Source organism: Rhizobium sp. BK619 (assembly GCF_014195245.1).
Lineage (GTDB): Bacteria > Pseudomonadota > Alphaproteobacteria > Rhizobiales > Rhizobiaceae > Rhizobium > Rhizobium acidisoli.
This window is the reverse complement of the sequence record NZ_JACIBH010000007.1, coordinates 71,192-87,166: the sequence shown is the minus strand read 5'-3', so window position 1 is coordinate 87,166 and position 15,975 is coordinate 71,192. Positions and strand designations below refer to the sequence as shown.

General features: G+C 61.9%; 16 protein-coding genes. 5 read left to right on the top strand and 11 right to left on the bottom strand.

Going from position 1 to position 15,975, the window contains the following annotated elements; all coding sequences use genetic code 11:
* Nucleotides 1-18 precede the first annotated feature (18 nt).
* Nucleotides 19-2,622, top strand: coding sequence for a bifunctional lysylphosphatidylglycerol flippase/synthetase MprF (gene mprF / locus FHX14_RS14710; protein ID WP_054184907.1), 2,604 nt, complete (start codon nucleotides 19-21; stop codon nucleotides 2,620-2,622).
* Nucleotides 2,619-4,001 carry a virulence factor family protein gene (locus tag FHX14_RS14705; RefSeq protein WP_184377628.1) on the top strand — a complete coding sequence of 461 codons (1,383 nt, stop codon included), beginning with the start codon at nucleotides 2,619-2,621 and terminating at the stop codon, nucleotides 3,999-4,001. Before mprF ends, FHX14_RS14705 begins: the two co-directional genes overlap by 4 nt.
* Here the strand turns inward: FHX14_RS14705 and FHX14_RS14700 are convergent.
* The 8 genes from FHX14_RS14700 to ruvC form a co-directional block, all read right to left on the bottom strand.
* Nucleotides 3,998-4,561 carry a DinB family protein gene (locus tag FHX14_RS14700; protein ID WP_054184905.1) on the bottom strand — a complete coding sequence of 188 codons (564 nt, stop codon included), beginning with the start codon at nucleotides 4,559-4,561 and terminating at the stop codon, nucleotides 3,998-4,000. The two genes, FHX14_RS14705 and FHX14_RS14700, sit on opposite strands and share 4 nt — an antisense overlap.
* Before the next feature lie 39 nt (nucleotides 4,562-4,600).
* The gene (locus FHX14_RS14695; protein WP_054184904.1) at nucleotides 4,601-5,113 is read right to left on the bottom strand and encodes an NUDIX hydrolase; all 513 of its coding nucleotides are present in this window, start codon (nucleotides 5,111-5,113) and stop codon (nucleotides 4,601-4,603) included.
* A 6-nt stretch (nucleotides 5,114-5,119) separates the two neighbouring features.
* Complete coding sequence (locus FHX14_RS14690) at nucleotides 5,120-6,022, bottom strand: metallophosphoesterase (protein ID WP_184377627.1); 903 nt, start codon at nucleotides 6,020-6,022, stop codon at nucleotides 5,120-5,122.
* Nucleotides 6,023-7,063: a Holliday junction branch migration DNA helicase RuvB gene (gene ruvB, locus FHX14_RS14685; RefSeq protein WP_003590318.1), complete on the bottom strand. Its 1,041-nt coding sequence runs from the start codon at nucleotides 7,061-7,063 to the stop codon at nucleotides 6,023-6,025.
* A gap of 82 nt (nucleotides 7,064-7,145) precedes the next feature.
* Nucleotides 7,146-7,760, bottom strand: a complete 615-nt coding sequence (ruvA, locus tag FHX14_RS14680; protein ID WP_184377626.1) for a Holliday junction branch migration protein RuvA — start codon at nucleotides 7,758-7,760, stop codon at nucleotides 7,146-7,148.
* Nucleotides 7,761-7,773: 13 nt separating this feature from the next.
* Entirely contained in the window at nucleotides 7,774-8,187 is a 414-nt protein-coding gene (locus tag FHX14_RS14675; protein WP_184377625.1) for a type II toxin-antitoxin system VapC family toxin, read from the bottom strand.
* Nucleotides 8,187-8,438 carry an AbrB/MazE/SpoVT family DNA-binding domain-containing protein gene (locus FHX14_RS14670; RefSeq protein ID WP_003566365.1) on the bottom strand — a complete coding sequence of 84 codons (252 nt, stop codon included), beginning with the start codon at nucleotides 8,436-8,438 and terminating at the stop codon, nucleotides 8,187-8,189. The genes FHX14_RS14675 and FHX14_RS14670 overlap by 1 nt, the downstream gene beginning before the upstream one ends.
* Nucleotides 8,439-8,495: 57 nt before the next feature.
* Nucleotides 8,496-9,005 (bottom strand): crossover junction endodeoxyribonuclease RuvC, encoded by a 510-nt coding sequence (gene ruvC, locus FHX14_RS14665; RefSeq protein WP_184377624.1) that lies wholly within the window; start codon nucleotides 9,003-9,005, stop codon nucleotides 8,496-8,498.
* A 245-nt stretch (nucleotides 9,006-9,250) separates the two neighbouring features.
* Between ruvC and FHX14_RS14660 the strand changes: the two genes are divergently transcribed.
* Together FHX14_RS14660 and FHX14_RS14655 are read left to right on the top strand one after the other, a co-directional pair.
* A complete protein-coding gene (locus FHX14_RS14660) occupies nucleotides 9,251-11,566 on the top strand; it encodes a methyl-accepting chemotaxis protein (protein WP_184377623.1) in 2,316 nt (771 codons plus the stop codon).
* A gap of 126 nt (nucleotides 11,567-11,692) precedes the next feature.
* Entirely contained in the window at nucleotides 11,693-12,694 is a 1,002-nt protein-coding gene (locus FHX14_RS14655) for an LLM class flavin-dependent oxidoreductase (protein ID WP_184377622.1), read from the top strand.
* A 77-nt stretch (nucleotides 12,695-12,771) separates the two neighbouring features.
* Here the strand turns inward: FHX14_RS14655 and FHX14_RS14650 are convergent, their stop codons facing one another.
* Nucleotides 12,772-13,518 (bottom strand): YebC/PmpR family DNA-binding transcriptional regulator, encoded by a 747-nt coding sequence (locus FHX14_RS14650; RefSeq protein ID WP_184377621.1) that lies wholly within the window; start codon nucleotides 13,516-13,518, stop codon nucleotides 12,772-12,774.
* 139 nt (nucleotides 13,519-13,657) lie between these two features.
* Between FHX14_RS14650 and FHX14_RS14645 the strand changes: the two genes are divergently transcribed.
* Nucleotides 13,658-14,161 (top strand): pyridoxamine 5'-phosphate oxidase family protein, encoded by a 504-nt coding sequence (locus FHX14_RS14645; RefSeq protein WP_012558848.1) that lies wholly within the window; start codon nucleotides 13,658-13,660, stop codon nucleotides 14,159-14,161.
* 35 nt (nucleotides 14,162-14,196) lie between these two features.
* Here FHX14_RS14645 and FHX14_RS14640 read toward each other — a convergent pair whose 3' ends face one another.
* On the bottom strand, nucleotides 14,197-15,042 hold the full coding sequence (locus tag FHX14_RS14640) for an MBL fold metallo-hydrolase (protein WP_184377620.1): 846 nt from the start codon (nucleotides 15,040-15,042) through the stop codon (nucleotides 14,197-14,199).
* A gap of 108 nt (nucleotides 15,043-15,150) precedes the next feature.
* A complete protein-coding gene (locus FHX14_RS14635) occupies nucleotides 15,151-15,975 on the bottom strand; it encodes a TIGR00282 family metallophosphoesterase (RefSeq protein WP_003590331.1) in 825 nt (274 codons plus the stop codon).

Genomic DNA, 15,975 nt, shown 5'->3' with positions numbered 1-15,975 from the left:
ATTGCAGCAGGATAAGAGATGTCGGGTCACGACAATTTGAAAGAGATCGAAGACGCGGAGGGATTTTCTTTTCGCGGTTTATTCAGACGTTACAGAACACCGCTGACGGCAGCGGCGACACTCGTGGTCTTCTGCCTCGTCGGCTATGCGATCATGCAGCTCACCAACGAAGTGCGCTATGACGATGTCGTCGATGCGCTGGCGGCGACCAGGCCGAGCGCCATCCTGCTTGCCCTGTTCTTTACCGCACTCAGTTTCCTCTCGCTGGTTTTCTACGATCTCAACGCCATCGAATATATCGGCAAAAAGCTGCCCTTTCCGCATGTGGCGCTGACGGCGTTCAGCGCCTATGCCGTCGGCAATACCGCCGGTTTCGGCGCGCTTTCGGGTGGCGCTATCCGCTACCGCGCCTATACGCGCCTCGGGCTTTCGCCCGAAGATATCGGCCGCATCATCGCCTTCGTCACGCTTTCCTTCGGTCTCGGGCTTGCGGGAGTGGGAGCGATCGCCCTCATCATCATCGCCGACGAGATCGGCCCGCTGATCGGCGTCAGCCCCTTCCTGCTGCGGTTGATCGCCGGCTCGATCGTCGCCATTCTGGGCGCCGTGATGATCATCGGCCGGGATGGGCGCGTGCTCGATCTCGGCCCTGTCGCAATCCGCCTGCCGGATTCGCGCACCTGGTCGCGGCAGTTCCTCGTCACCGCCTTCGATATCGCCGCCTCGGCGTCGGTGCTTTACGTGCTGCTGCCGCAGACGGCCATCGGCTGGCCGGTCTTCCTGGCCGTCTATGCGATCGCCGTCGGTCTCGGCGTGCTCAGCCACGTTCCGGCCGGGCTCGGCGTGTTCGAAACCGTGATCATCGCCTCGCTCGGCAGCGCGGTAAACATCGATGCGGTGCTCGGATCGCTGGTGCTCTACCGGCTGATCTATCATGTGCTGCCGCTGCTGATCGCCGTGCTTGCGGTCTCGGCGACGGAGCTGCGCCGTTTCGTCGACCATCCGGCCGCCTCCAGCGTCCGGCGCATCGGCGGAAGGCTGATGCCGCAGCTATTGTCGGCGCTTGCGCTGCTGCTCGGCGTCATGCTGATTTTTTCGAGCGTCACACCGACACCGGACCAGAACCTCGAATTCCTCTCCAACTATCTGCCACTGCCGATGGTGGAAGGGGCGCATTTCCTTTCCAGCCTGCTCGGGCTCGCACTCGTCGTCGCTGCGCGCGGCCTCGGCCAGCGGCTCGACGGCGCTTGGTGGGTGGCGGTATTTTCGGCCCTTGCCGCACTGACTTTGTCGCTCTTGAAAGCGATCGCGCTCGTCGAAGCCGCCTTTCTTGCCTTCCTCATCTTCGGGCTCTTCGTCAGCCGGCGGCTCTTTACCCGCCATGCCTCGCTGCTCAACCAGGCGCTGACGGCATCCTGGCTGATGGCGATCGCGGTCATCGTCGTCGGTGCCGTCGTCATCCTGCTCTTCGTCTATCGCGATGTCGAATACAGCAACCAGCTCTGGTGGCAGTTCGAGTTTACCGCCGAAGCGCCGCGTGGCTTACGCGCCGTGCTCGGCATCACCATCATCTCGTCGGCGATCGCCATCTTCAGCCTGCTCCGGCCGGCCACCTTCCGGCCGGAACCGGCGACGGAGGAGGCACTGGCGCGTGCCGTCGAGATCGTCGGCAAGCAGGGCAATGCCGATGCCAATCTGGTGCGCATGGGCGACAAGAGCATCATGTTCTCGGAAAAGGGTGACGCCTTCATCATGTACGGCCGGCAGGGCCGCTCCTGGATCGCGCTGTTCGACCCGGTCGGCGAACATCGCGCCGGGCAGGAGCTCGTCTGGCGTTTCGTCGAAGCAGCGCGCGCCGCCGGCTGCCGCGCCGTGTTCTATCAGATCTCGCCGTCGCTGCTTTCCCATTGCGCCGATGCCGGTCTTCGCGCCTTCAAGCTCGGCGAACTGGCAGTGACCGATCTTAGAACTTTCGAGATGAAGGGCGGCAAATGGGCGAACCTTCGCCAGACCGCGAGCCGCGCCCAGCGCGACGGGCTGGAATTTGCCGTTGTCGAACCTGAGGAGGTGCCCTCGGTCATCGATGATCTCGCCGCCGTTTCCACGGCCTGGCTCGAGCATCACAATGCCAAGGAAAAGGGCTTTTCACTCGGCGCCTTCGATCCCGATTACGTCTCTTCCCAGCCGGTCGGTATCCTGAAAAAGGACGGCAGGATCGTTGCCTTCGCCAATATCCTCGTCACCGAATCCAGGCAGGAGGGCACGATCGATCTCATGCGCTTCTCGCCGGACGCACCGAAGGGCTCGATGGACTTTCTCTTCGTGCAGATCATGGAATATCTGCGCGGCCAGGGTTTCACCCACTTCAATCTCGGCATGGCGCCTCTCTCTGGCATGTCGAAACGAGAGGCGGCGCCCGTCTGGGACCGCATCGGCAGCACCGTTTTCGAACACGGCGAGCGCTTCTACAACTTCAAAGGCCTTCGGGCATTCAAATCAAAATTTCATCCGCACTGGCAACCGCGCTATCTTGCGGTCTCCGGAGGGGGCAATCCGATGATCGCGTTGATGGACGCGACATTTCTGATCGGGGGCGGATTGAAAGGGGTAGTGAGAAAATGATCAGGACAATCCTTCTTGCCACGGCATGCGCCTGCATGCTCGCGGCCGCACCGGTCGATGCCGCCGAGGAAACCACGCAGAGCTTCGAAACCGGGCTCATCCCGTCACCGCACATCTTCCTGCCGGAAGGAGAGGTGAAGGGCACGGTGATGCTGATCTCGGATGCAGCCGGCTGGGGCGACTATGAGAAAGGGGAGGCCGACAGGCTGGTCGCCGAAGGCGCCGTCGTCATCGGCGTCGATTTTCCTTCCTATATCCAGGCGCTCGACCGCTACGACGTCAGCCTCAATGACGGCTGTCTCTACATGGTTTCGGATATCGAATCGCTGAGCCAGCAGGTGCAGCGTGCGACCGGCAACAACGCCTATCACCTGCCGATCGTCGCCGGCATCGGCGAGGGTGGAGCCTTGGCGCTGGCGATCGCCGCGCAGACACCGGATGCGACGATCGGCCAGACGCTTGCCGTCGATCCGAAGGCCGGAATTCCCCTTGCCAAGGAGCTTTGCACACCGGCTTCCAAGAAAGTGGTCGGGCAACGCACGGTGTATGGCCTCAGCGAGGGGGCTCTGCCGGATCCTGTTGTCTCCGTCTTCACGCCCAAGGCCGACAAGGACGGCCGGGCGCATGTCGAGGCACTGAAGAAGACCCATGCCGCGATCGAAATTCGCGATTCCACCGACGACGCGCAGACGGTGTTTGCCGATACGCTCGACGATCTCGTCACCGCCTCCGGCGCCTTCGGCAATCCGCTCGGACTGCCGCTGGCGATCCTGGAGGCGACGCCCGCCCTCGATACGATGGCGGTGATCTATTCCGGCGACGGCGGCTGGCGGGACATCGACAAGGAGGTCGGCGGCACGCTGCAGAAGGAAGGCATTCCAGTCGTCGGCGTCGATTCGCTTCACTATTTCTGGTCGGAGCGCAAGCCGGAGGAGACGGCCGGGGACCTTTCGAAGATCATCGATTTCTACCGGAAGCAGTGGAAGGTGAAGCATGTGCTGCTCGTCGGTTATTCCTTCGGCGCCGACGTCGTGCCCGCCACCTATCAGCTCCTCAAACCGGCAGAAAAGTCGGCGGTGGCGCAATTGTCGTTGCTGTCGCTCTCGCACCAGGTCGACTACGTCATCTCCGTTCTCGGCTGGCTCGGCCAGAAGACGGAAGGGGCTGGAGGCGATCCCGTCGCCGATCTGAAGAATATCGATCCGAAGCTCGTGCAATGCATCTACGGCAAGGACGACGATGACGATGTCGCCTGCCCGGCGCTGAAGGATAGCGGCGCCGAGGTGATCGAACTGCCCGGCGACCATCACTTCGACGAGAATTACGATCTTCTCACCAGGACGATCATCGACGGGCTGAAAAAGCGGCTGCAGGACTAACGCATCAGCATTTCTTCGCTCCAGCCCAGCCCGGTGAGTTCCTCGCCGCGAAAGCGTGCATCGTCGGCGACGATGAATTCGTCGAGTTGCGGCGGGGCGACGCTGGTGCCGGAGAGCATCGCGTGCACCTGGCCGCGATGATGGGTCTGGTGCTGGAAGAGGTGGGCGAGCACGTCGTCCATCCGCTCTTCCTGGATGCGGTCGCCGCGGTGCAGGCGGACGGTCGAGACCAGCTTTTCCGGCGTCAGAGCCTCGCAAAGTGCGGCCAGGCGCTGATCGACCTTTGCCTGTGCTTGCGCCAGCGATGAAATATCATCGAACGGTTCGTCGATCTCGAAGGCCTGGTAGCCGAGCGTGCCGCCTTCCAGGCCGTCGACATAAAACCAGTCGACGGTGATGATGTGGTTCAAGGTTTCCTTGATCGAGGGGAAGAAGCTGGTGCGCGGCGCTTCGAATTCGCCCGGATTCAATGCCGCGCAGGCCTGAAGCAGACGGTGGTTGGCAAGAGCGTTGTTATAGGCGAGCTTGCGGAATGACCTGATGGGATCGAAGGTCGGCATCGGCGCATCTCCTCTTCGCACACTGCTGGAATGTTTGCGTCAGTCCTCGTCATCGAGATTGCCGTCGCGCCAGACGAGATGACGGGGCGCTGCGGGCAGGTTCTCGATTTCATCAGCGATGAAATAGGGCGGGATGTCGAGGTCGGTCAGGGCCCGGCGCGTCGCAAGCACCCATTTGAATTCGAGATGGTTGTCGCCATCTTCGACGCGGTGGATGATCTCACCCGGCTGAAAGGGGAATTCCGGGGGGATGTCCATCAGGTAATAGAGGCCGAGTTCATGCCAGTCGCGCTGTTCATAGCGGAAAAAGTTCTCGACGATCCACAGCAGGCGGGAGACGCCAACGTCGACGCCCAGTTCCTCCACCATCTCCCGTTTCAGCGTTTCTTCCGACGTCTCGCCGATTTCCGCCCTGCCGCCCGGAAAGGTCCAGAAGGGTTCATGCACGGCGCGATGAACGAGCACATGGCCATCGCGAAAGCCGAGGCCCGCGATGCGATAATTGAAACGCTCAGCGCCTGCGGTCAGGCGGATGAGAGTGCGCTTGCTCATGTCATTCTATCCGAGATCGATCACGACAATTTCCGGCGGTACGCCGAAGCGCACCGGTGCGATGGAGCAGCCGAGGCCGCCTGAGACGATGATATTGCGCCCCTCCTCGACAATATGGCCATAGGCGTAACGATTGCCGTAACGCGAGGGGACGATCGGCGAACGGCCGAGGAAGCGGATCTGTCCGCCATGGGTGTGACCGGATAGCGTCAGCGACACCCGTTCGGGCACGCGCGGAAAGATGTCGGGCTCATGGGCAAGCAGGATGACGGGCGCATTGTCGGTCACTTGAGCCAACGTTCCCTCGAGATCGTCGAGGCCGAGCATGCGGGTGCGGCCCCATTTCTTGCCGGGCAGCAACGCCAGCTGATCTTCGAGGCCTGCGAGCCAGAAACCGCGGCCATCCTTTTCGAGCCGGACGGCGCGGTTGCCGTAGACCGGGATACCGACATCGGCAAGCGCCCGGTGCCCGAATGTTTCCATTCCGCCGTACTTCTGGGCGGTCCTGTCCTCCCACCAATCGTGGTTGCCCATGATCGCATGGACGCCGAGAGGGGCCTTGAGGGTGGCGAGCGCCTTCGACCATTGGCTCGAATGCACATATTGCGTTACCATGTTCATGCCGGCGGCGTAATCGCCAAGCAGGACGGTGACATCGCCTTCGAGCTCGTTGGCCCTGTGGCAGATCGCGGCAATGCGGCTTGCCGGCATCCAGGGTTCGCAGGCATGGATATCGGCGAGCGCGACGACGCGCAGCTTCAGCCCTGGTGTCCATCCCGGCGGCGTCAGCCGGTAGCGGGCGATGCCGAGCCGCGCCAGCGGTTCATAAGCGAAGGCGTAACCACCAAGCGACATGACGCCTGCAATGCCGCCGCCAAGAACCTTGAAAAATCCGCGGCGGGTGATCACTCAGTTGTCCTCCTGGAACAGCCGGAACTGCGCAGCCTCCATTTCCTTGGGCGGTTGCATTCCGAGATGTTTCCACGCGATTGCGGTCAGAACACGGCCGCGCGGCGTGCGCTGAATGAAACCCTGTTGGATCATATAGGGCTCGATGATGTCCTCGATCGCGTCACGTGGCTCGGAAAGGCCGGCGGCGATGGTTTCGATGCCGACCGGGCCGCCGCCGAAATTGACGGCGATCATGTTGAGGTAACGTTTGTCGAGCTGGTCGAAGCCGACATTGTCGACCAGCAAGCGGGTCAGCGCCTCGTCGGCAATCTCACGCGTCACCGCCTCGGCCCTTGCCACCTCGGCGAAGTCGCGCACGCGCCGCAGCAACCGGCCGGCGATGCGCGGCGTGCCGCGGGCGCGTCTTGCGATTTCGCGGGCGCCCTCTTCGGTTATCGGCAGGTTCATCAGCCGCGCGCCGCGGCGCACGATCAATTCCAGCTCCTCGACGGTATAAAAGCTCAGGCGCACCGGGATGCCGAAACGGTCGCGCAACGGTGTGGTCAGCAGGCCGAGGCGGGTGGTGGCCGCCACCAGGGTGAATTTCGACAGATCGATCTTCACCGAGCGCGCGGCGGGGCCTTCGCCGATGATCAGGTCGAGCTGGAAATCCTCCATGGCCGGATAGAGAATTTCCTCGACAGCCGGGTTGAGGCGATGGATCTCGTCGATGAAGAGCACGTCGCGCTCCTCGAGATTGGTGAGCAGCGCGGCGAGATCGCCGGCCTTGGCGATCACGGGACCTGACGTCGAGCGGAAATTGACGCCGAGTTCCTTGGCCATGATCTGCGCCAACGTCGTCTTGCCGAGGCCGGGCGGGCCGACGAAGAGCACATGGTCCAGCGCCTCGCCGCGGTTCTTCGCCGCCTCGATGAAGACCTTGAGATTGGCGCGCGCTTCCGCCTGGCCGGTGAATTCGTCCAGCGATTGCGGGCGCAGGGTGATGTCGAGATCTTCGCCCCGCTTTTCCGGCGATATCAGGCGGGCGGGTTCGCTCATGCTCTCATTCCGTTTTGAAACCTGTCACAGCAATACACCAAAAATCGGCCGCCTCGACATCCAATCATCGGTTTTCCGGCCTTCACCGTGCCAGTTCCTTCAAGCCCAGCCTGATCAGCTTGGCGCTATCGGCGTCGTCGCCGGCCGTCTTCATTGCCGCGGCAACCGCGTTGGCGGCCTGGTCTCTGCTGTAGCCGAGGTTGGTCAGCGCTGAAACCGCGTCGGCCACGGGTGCGGCCGCGACACCTTCGCCGAGCTCTTGCTTGAGGGCGATATTGATCGCTTCCCCGGCAAAGGCCGGCGCCCGGTTCTTGAGTTCGGTGACGAGACGCATGGCCACTTTCGGGCCGACGCCCGGCGCGCGGGAGACGGCGGCGCGGTCCTGCAGGGCGATCGCATTGGCGAGTTCGCCCGGCGTCAGCGTCGAGAGCACGGCGAGCGCCACCTTGGCGCCGACGCCCTGGACGCTCTGCAGCAGATTGAACCATTCCCGCTCCAAGGCGGTCATAAAGCCGAACAGCTTCAGCTGGTCCTCGCGCACATAGGTCTCGATGAACAGCACGCAGGCCTCGCCGGCCGAGCCAAGCTTGGACAGGGTTCGGGCCGAGCAATGGGCGACGTAGCAGACGCCGTGCACATCGACGAGCACATAGTCTTCGCCGATCTCGTCTATGATGCCTTTCAGCTTGCCGATCATGGGGCGCGGTCTCTCAAGGGTGGGTTTCGGGCGTAATAAGTTCAACGGAGGGGAAATAAGATCGGTATCCGCTGGGGTCGCGGGTCAAAATCTTGTAGTCCCTTATCGCCGCATGGGCGCCGATGAAGAAGTTAGGCAATATCTGTTCGCGTCCGCCGCCGGCGCGACGGTAAAGCCGGAAGGCTTGAGCCGCGGCGAAGGCCGCCGGCCAAGGCAGGTTCTCGCGGCGGAATTCATCCTGCGGAAGCAGTTGGTCGACTTCATCCATATCGTCGTAGCGAACGGAAAATTCGGAATAGATGATCGGATTTATGAGGACTGGCCCATCTTTGAAGACGTCGAGCATTTTCCGACGCGACCAACCGTGCCAGTCCGACCCGGCCACAGCCAGATCGACGAGTATGTTTGTGTCGACAAGCGTCGCCATCAGCGATCACGGGTCATCGACATGAGGTCTTCGGCATCGATCGCCTGATCGCCGGTTCCTTCGAGCCGACGGATCGTCTGTAGGAAACGGTCCAGCCGGCCCCGATCCTCGATCTCCTGCTTGCCGTTCTTCGGCGAGAGAACGAGCTTGCCGTTCTCGATCGAGAAGATGACTTCGCTGTTGGCCTCGATGCCCGCAAGCTCTCTGAGATCGCGAGGAATGGTGACCTGGCCTTTGGACGTGACGCGCATCTTGCCGCTCCTTCGAAGTAAGAATTATCCTTACTGTTGGAACAAGTCAAGAACGGATTAGCCGGCCAGCGCTTCCCGCATTCGGTTGCTGCCGCGGTTGTGGGCATGGCAAATGGCGATCGCCAAAGCGTCGGCGGCATCGTCGCCCTTGAATTCGACCTTCGGCATCAGGATCTTCAACATCATGTGGATCTGGTGCTTTTCGCCGTGGCCGACGCCGATGACGGCCTTCTTCACGGCGTTCGGAGCATATTCGGAGACCCGTAGTCCGGCGCGCGCCGGCACCAGCATGGCGATGCCGCGAGCCTGGCCAAGCTTCAGGGTCGCCACCGCATCCTTGTTGACGAAGGTCTGTTCGACGGCGGCTTCATCCGGCTTGTAAGTGTGGACGACCTCCGCCAGGCCGTCATGCAACTGGCAGAGGCGAGAGGCAAGGTCCATCTCACCGTCGGAGGTCACGGTTCCGGAGGCGACAAAGCGCAGGGAATTGCCAAGTGTGTCGATGATTCCCCAGCCGGTGCGGCGAAGGCCGGGATCGATGCCGACGATGCGAATCGTATTTTGCATGGTTCAACCTATAGCGACTGCGAAATAACTGCCACCGATATGTGAACAAAACAAAAACATTCTCCGATTTAAGCCGCTCCATTTACCGCGAATTAAAACAGATGCTTGAATTCTAGTGTCAAATACGAAGGGGGTCTCGTGTCGCAAGGAGATAAGCCCCCCGATGTTCTGTTTAAAAGATCGGTCGATCAGGCATGCGCTGCGTGCCCACGCCGGCAGGCGTGTTCAGAAGGGGTTCGTCGTACATGGCACAGAGATTTCAATCCCTGTCCTTCAAGGTCATTGCCACATTCATTCTGCTGACGGTGCTGTCGATCGCAGTGATCGACGTGCTTGCCTATTTCGCCAGCAGCCGGATCTCCGACGAGCAGGCGCTGAAAGCCAAGCAAAGCGTGCTGATCTTTCGCGGCGACATGCTGCAGGACCAGCTGACGCAGCTTGAAAACCAGGCGACGTCGATTGCGCGTATCGAAGCGCTGCAGATGTCGATCACCAGCCTGAAGAGCGGTTGGAAGACGATCGAGAAGACCTCCGGCGATGCCCGGGCCGAGTTGAAGAAAGTTTTCATCTCCGGCAATCCCAACCCGGCAGACCAGCGCGAGAAACTGATGAAGCCGGAAGGGCCGAGCGGCTTTTATTATTCGAACCACGAGAAGACGCAGGGCGAAGTCGCCCGCGACCTCGCAGATACCGCCTTCAGCGATCTGCTGATCGCCGATCTCGACGGCACCGTCCTCTATTCCTACAAGAAGCAGGACGACTTCGCCGAGAATCTGAAGACGGACGCGTGGAAGGCAACCGGCGCCGGTATCGCTTTCGCCAAGGCAATCGAGAATACCGCCAAGGCGACGGATGATGCCGCACCAACAGGTTTTTCCGGCCTTCGCGTCGATGCCGCCAGCGGCAACTCGGCGATCTTTTATGCCGTGCCGATCGTCAAGCTTGGCGCGGCCAAGGGCATCATCCTGTTCAAGGTGCGCGACGACATCGTCACCGGCATCCTTGCCAAAGGCATCGTCCAGGGCAGCACCGCGCGGGCGGCGATAGTTTCCAGCGATGGGTCGGCCATCGGGCTCGACGCGAATGGCAGGCTTGCAACCCTTGATGCGACACCCTTCACTTTCATCAAGGACGCGCTTGCCAGTTCGGCGATGACGGTTGCCGATTTCAGCCGAGCAGATGGGGCGGCCCGCGCCTATGTCCGCGGTATCGACTATCGCGGCGACCGCTTCCTCGTGGTCGAGAGCGTGCTCTTGAGCGAGCTCAATGCCGGTTCGATCGAGATCGCCACTTTGCTGACGATGATCGGCATCGGCGTGCTTGTCGTGATGGCAGTCGCCACCGGGCTTGTCACCAATTTCCTGTTCTCGCCGCTTGCGCGGCTTGCCGGTGTGACCCGCGACGTCGCCGACGGCAAGCTCGACAGCGAGATCGGCAGCCTGAACCGCAAGGACGAGATCGGAACGATGGCCAATGCGCTCGCCCGCTTCCGGCAGTCGCTGATCGAAAGCCGCGAACTCGAAGCCGCCAGCGAAGAGACGCGCCTGCAGGCCGAGCAGGATCGCCAGCAGAATTTGGCCGAGCGCGAGGCCGAGGCAAAGACCTTGCAGCAGGTGGTCGAGGCGATCGACGAAGGCCTCCATCATCTGGCCAGCGGCGATCTTGCCTATCAGATCGATACGCGCTTCCCGAACGAGCTCGAAAGCCTGCGCATCAATTTCAACGAGGCGCTCGCGACGCTCAGCGAAACCATGACGGCCATCGGTGGAAACTCGATGGCGGTGCGCGCCGGCTCCGAGGAAATGCGCACAGGCGCCGACGAGCTTGCTGGCCGCACCGAGCGCCAGGCTGGCTCGATCACCGAGACGGCGAATGCGATCAGCGCCATCACCCAGTCCGTCCGGCGGCAGATCGAGCGGGCCGAACAGGCCGAGCGCATCGCCCGCGACGCCAAGAAGGAGACGACCGGCTCCGGCCAGATCATGCGCGAGACGATCGCGGCGATGGAGGCGATCCAGACCTCCTCGCGCCAGATCAACACGATCATCTCGGTCATCGACGACATCGCCTTCCAGACCAACCTCCTGGCGCTCAATGCCGGCGTCGAGGCGGCGCGCGCCGGTGAATCGGGCAAGGGCTTCGCTGTCGTCGCCATGGAAGTGCGCGAACTCGCCCAGCGCTCGTCGAGTGCGGCCAAGGAGATCTCCAGCCTGCTGCAGAAATCGACGCATGAGGTCGAAAGCGGCGTGGCGCTTGTGGAAAGGGCTGGAGTGGCGCTGACCGGCATCGGCGCCCATGTCGAGGCAATCAACGGGCAGATCCACGACATCATGGGTGCGACCCGCGAAGAGGCCGATACGCTGCGAGAGATCAACAGCGCTGTGGCCGAACTCGACGCGATGACGCAGCAGAATGCCTCGATGGTCGAGGAGACGACGGCGGCGATCCACAGGCTGGCGACGGAAGCCCTGGAAATGGACCGCCGGCTCGGCAATTTCACGCTGCCCCCTGGCCACCACCAGCCCAGCGCCGAGGTGCACGTGCTGCGCCGTCACCGGTAGCCACTATCTTGCAGTCTTGAAAAAGGGTCGCGCTGGCGCGGCCCTTTTTCTTTGCACGCTCGGTTTGGAATGGTGCGGGCGCGAACCTACATAGGCTGCATCCTTCAACTGGCCGGCAGGTTTCCCATGGTTCCCTTCTCCATACTCGACCTTTCCCCCGTTGCCGAAGGCAGCAGCGTGCGCCAGTCGCTCGAGAGTTCGGCGCGGATGGCTCGCACGGCCGAGGAATTTGGTTACAAGCGCTTCTGGCTCGCCGAACATCACGGCATGCCGGGGATCGCCAGTGCGGCCACATCAGTCGTCATCGGTCATGTCGGCGCCGCCACCAAACGCATCCGCATCGGCTCCGGCGGCATCATGCTGCCCAATCATTCGCCGCTCGTCATCGCCGAGCAGTTCGGCACGCTCGAGGCGCTCTTCCCCGGCCGGGTCGACCTCGGCCTTGGGCGCGCGCCGGGAGCGGATATGCGCACGGCGCAGGCGCTGCGGCGCAACCTTGAGGCCGGCGCCAATAGCTTTCCGAACGATGTGGTGGAGTTGCAGCAACTGCTCGGCACGCCGGTCGAGAACCAGGCGATCCTCGCGGTTCCCGGCAATTCATCCCATATCCCCATCTGGCTGCTTGGCTCCAGCCTCTACAGCGCCCAGCTTGCCGCCATGCTTGGGCTACCCTATGCCTTCGCCTCGCATTTCGCGCCCGACATGCTGCTCGACGCGATCGCGATCTACCGCGACCGCTTCCAGCCTTCGGCGACGCTCGACAAGCCCTATGTGATGGTCGGCGTCATGGGCTCGGTGGCGGCGACAGATGAAGAGGCGCGCTATCATTTCACCTCCGCCGAGCAGCAATTCGTCAACTTGCGCCGCAATGTCCGCGGCCCGTTCCCGCGTCCCCTGGCCGATATGGAGGGGTTCTGGTCGCCGATGGAGAAGATCAATGTCGAACACACCCTGCGTTACGCCGTGGTCGGATCGCCGACGACGGCAGAGGCGAAACTGACGGCGTTTCTCAAGGAAACGCAGGCCGACGAGGTGATCATCTCCATGCCGATCCATGATATCGAGACGCGGCTGAAATCGGTGGAACTGTTCGCGGGGCTCGGAAACTTCATGCGGGTGGCTGCATAGGTTGGCAATGCGCTGCTTGGCACAAAAAACCCGGCGTCACCGCCGGGTTTTTTCCACGGAAGATCGTTTTAGGAGAATCAGGCCGAGAGCTTGGCCAGGACTTCTTCCGACACCTCGAAGTTGGAATAGACGTTCTGCACGTCGTCATCGTCTTCCAGGCTGTCGATGAGCTTCATCAGCGACTGGGCTTTTTCTTCGTCCACCGGCACATTGTTCTGGGCGCGCCAGACGGCCTTGACGGTTTCGGCTTCGCCGAGGCCGGATTCCAGCGCTTTCGAGACTTCACCGAGGGCTTCGAAGGCGCAGGTGATGTAGTGGCCCTCTTCGTCGGTCTCGACATCATCAGCGCCGGCTTCGATCGCGGCTTCCATCACCTTTTCTGCGTCGCCGACGGAAAGCTTGTAGGTGATTTCGCCGACATGGTCGAAGGAGAAGGAAACGGAACCGGTTTCGCCGAGAGCGCCGCCGGCCTTGGTGAAGATCGAGCGGACGTTGGAAGCGGTGCGGTTGCGATTGTCGGTCAGGGCCTCGACGATGATCGCCGTGCCGCCGGGGCCGTAACCCTCATAGCGGACTTCGTCATAGTTTTCGCCGTCGGCGCCGGCTGCCTTCTTGATGGCGCGGTCGATGTTGTCCTTCGGCATGGACTGGGCCTTGGCGTTCTGGATCGCCAGGCGCAGACGGGCGTTCATCATCGGGTCGGGCAGGCCGGCCTTGGCGGCTACGGTAATTTCGCGCGCAAGCTTGGAGAACATTTTCGACCGCACGGCATCCTGACGGCCCTTGCGGTGCATGATGTTTTTAAACTGTGAATGGCCAGCCATGGCACCCCTGTTCACGTCTCATTGTTCGGAATGGGCCGCCTTATAAGAGCGAAACCGCACCCTTTCAAGGAAAAAGCAGTTTGGAACAAAGGGGAGGGGCTGACGTTTCAAGAACTCCATCCAACGGAAAGGAACGGTCATGGCAAGTCTCAGCGATGCGCAGGAACAGCCAGCACGTCAGCTCTGGGATCAGGTCAACGATGTTCATGCCGGCATGCTCGGAATTTCCGGGCTCGATATGCACATGCAGCCGATGGCGCCGCATGCCGATCCCACCACCAATACGATCTGGTTCTACACCAAGACCGATGCCGACATCGTGCGCGCCATCAAGCCCGGCAGCCGCGCGCATTTCTGCGTCATCGGCAAGGATCACGACTATCACGCCTGCCTTGCTGGGGTGATCGACGTGCGTCCCGACCCTGCCAAGATCGAGGAATATTGGAGTTCGATCGTCGCTGCCTGGTATGACGGCGGCAAGAAGGACCCCAAGCTCACCATGCTTGCTTTGCATGTCGACGATGCCGAGATCTGGGTTTCGACGGGCAACAAGCTGAAATTCGGCTGGGAGATCGCCAAGGCCAATCTCGATGACGACAAGGTGCCCGATGTCGGCATCAAACGTCACCTGCAATTCGCCTGACGCGCCAAAGCCCGGAGGCAAAACCGCCGGGCTTTTTACTGTACGCCCTTCAGCACATAGATCAGCGGCTTTTTCGGCAGAGTGCGCATGGAGACGGTGATGCTGTCATCGGGCGCATTGGCGACGTCGAAATCCTTGCCGAACATCGAGACGAAGGCTTCCACCGGCGGGCCGCGCCGGTGCATCGGCAGGATCAGCGACGAACGTAGCCGCTTGATGACGCGGCTCATGCTGTCGGCGCCCATGGTCAGGCCGCCATCGACGGGAACCATGACGACGTCGAGGCGGCCGATCTCGGTATAGTGGGCATCTGTCAGTTCGTAGTGCAGGTGGCCGAGATGGCCGATGCAGAGACCGGCAATCTCGAAAATGAAGATCGAATTGCCGTTCTCCTGCGAGCCGCCAAGGCCGTAGCTGAAGCGGATATCCGTCGGAACGTTGCGGATATAGGCATCGCCGACGACGAGATCGACATCGGCCTTTTCACCTGGAACATCGCTCCATCCATGCAGCACGTGCTTGATCGCAGGATCGGGCGTCAACGTATAATGGGTCGGGTGCGCTTTGTTCATGGTCACGACATCCGGCATCGTCGCCGGCCTGTACCAGCCGTTGTAGTCTGTGGCGATGACGATGCCGCCAGGGGTGTCGATCTCGAATGTGGAATGGCCGAGGAAGGTGAATTTGACCTCCTCGCCTTCGGAGACGGCAGGCGTCAGCGGCGCGGCGCCGGAAAAGCTGGCGAAGGTGACCTTGGGGATATTCTCAGCGATCGCCTGGCACTGGCTGACGGGCGTTCGCTGTTCCTCCGCTCCGGCAGAACCTGCCGCGGCGAAGGCCGTAAGGTATGCGATAGCGAGGACGAGATATTCCGGCTTCATGCCAGCCCTCCGGCGCTCTACCACTTGGAATTGGCGGCGGGAGGATGCGGCATGAGGTCGCAGCGGTCTAGACTGGGGATGCTCACAATTGCGTGTTGAAGCCGGGGCCTACCGCCAGAATTCCGGCACTGTCTCAGCGAGCCGCGGTCCGAGCCGGAGCGGCGCGATCTTCTCGGCTAAGCCCGTGCTGTCGGAAATCTCGACGCCGACGCCGCAGATCGTCGCCGGGCCGCTGGCTGCTTCCATGCGGCCCTTCGGCATCTTGGAGATGAAGCGGTTGAGCGGTTCTTCCTTGTCCATGCCGAGGGAGGAGTCGTAGTCGCCGCACATGCCGGCATCCGACATATAGGCGGTGCCGCCGTTCAGAATCTGTGCGTCGGCCGTCGGCACATGCGTGTGGGTGCCGACGACGAAACTGGCGCGGCCGTCGACGAAATGGCCGAAGCACTGCTTCTCGCTGGTCGCTTCCGCATGGAAATCGAAAATGATCGCATCGGCCTGTTCCTTCAGCGGGCAGGCGTCGAGGATCACTTCCGCCGATTTGAACGGGTCGTCGAGTTCCGGATGCATGAAGACCCGGCCCATGACATTGGCGACGAGCACGCGTGCGCCGTTCCTGGCATAGAAAAGGCCGGAGCCGCGGCCGGGTGTGCCTTGCGGATAGTTGGCCGGCCGCAGGAATTGATCGTGGCGCCCGGCAAAAGCCACGGCTTCCTTCTGGTCCCAGACGTGATTGCCCGTCGTCACCACGTCGGCGCCGGCATTGATCGTTTCCAGAAAGATGTCCTCGGTGATGCCGAAGCCGCCGGCGGCATTCTCGCCGTTGACGATGACGAAATCGAGCTTGAGGTCGGAGATCAGGCCGGGAAGGCGGTCCCAGACCGCCGTGCGTCCCGTCTTGCCGACCATGTCACCCAGAAAAAGCAGCCGCAT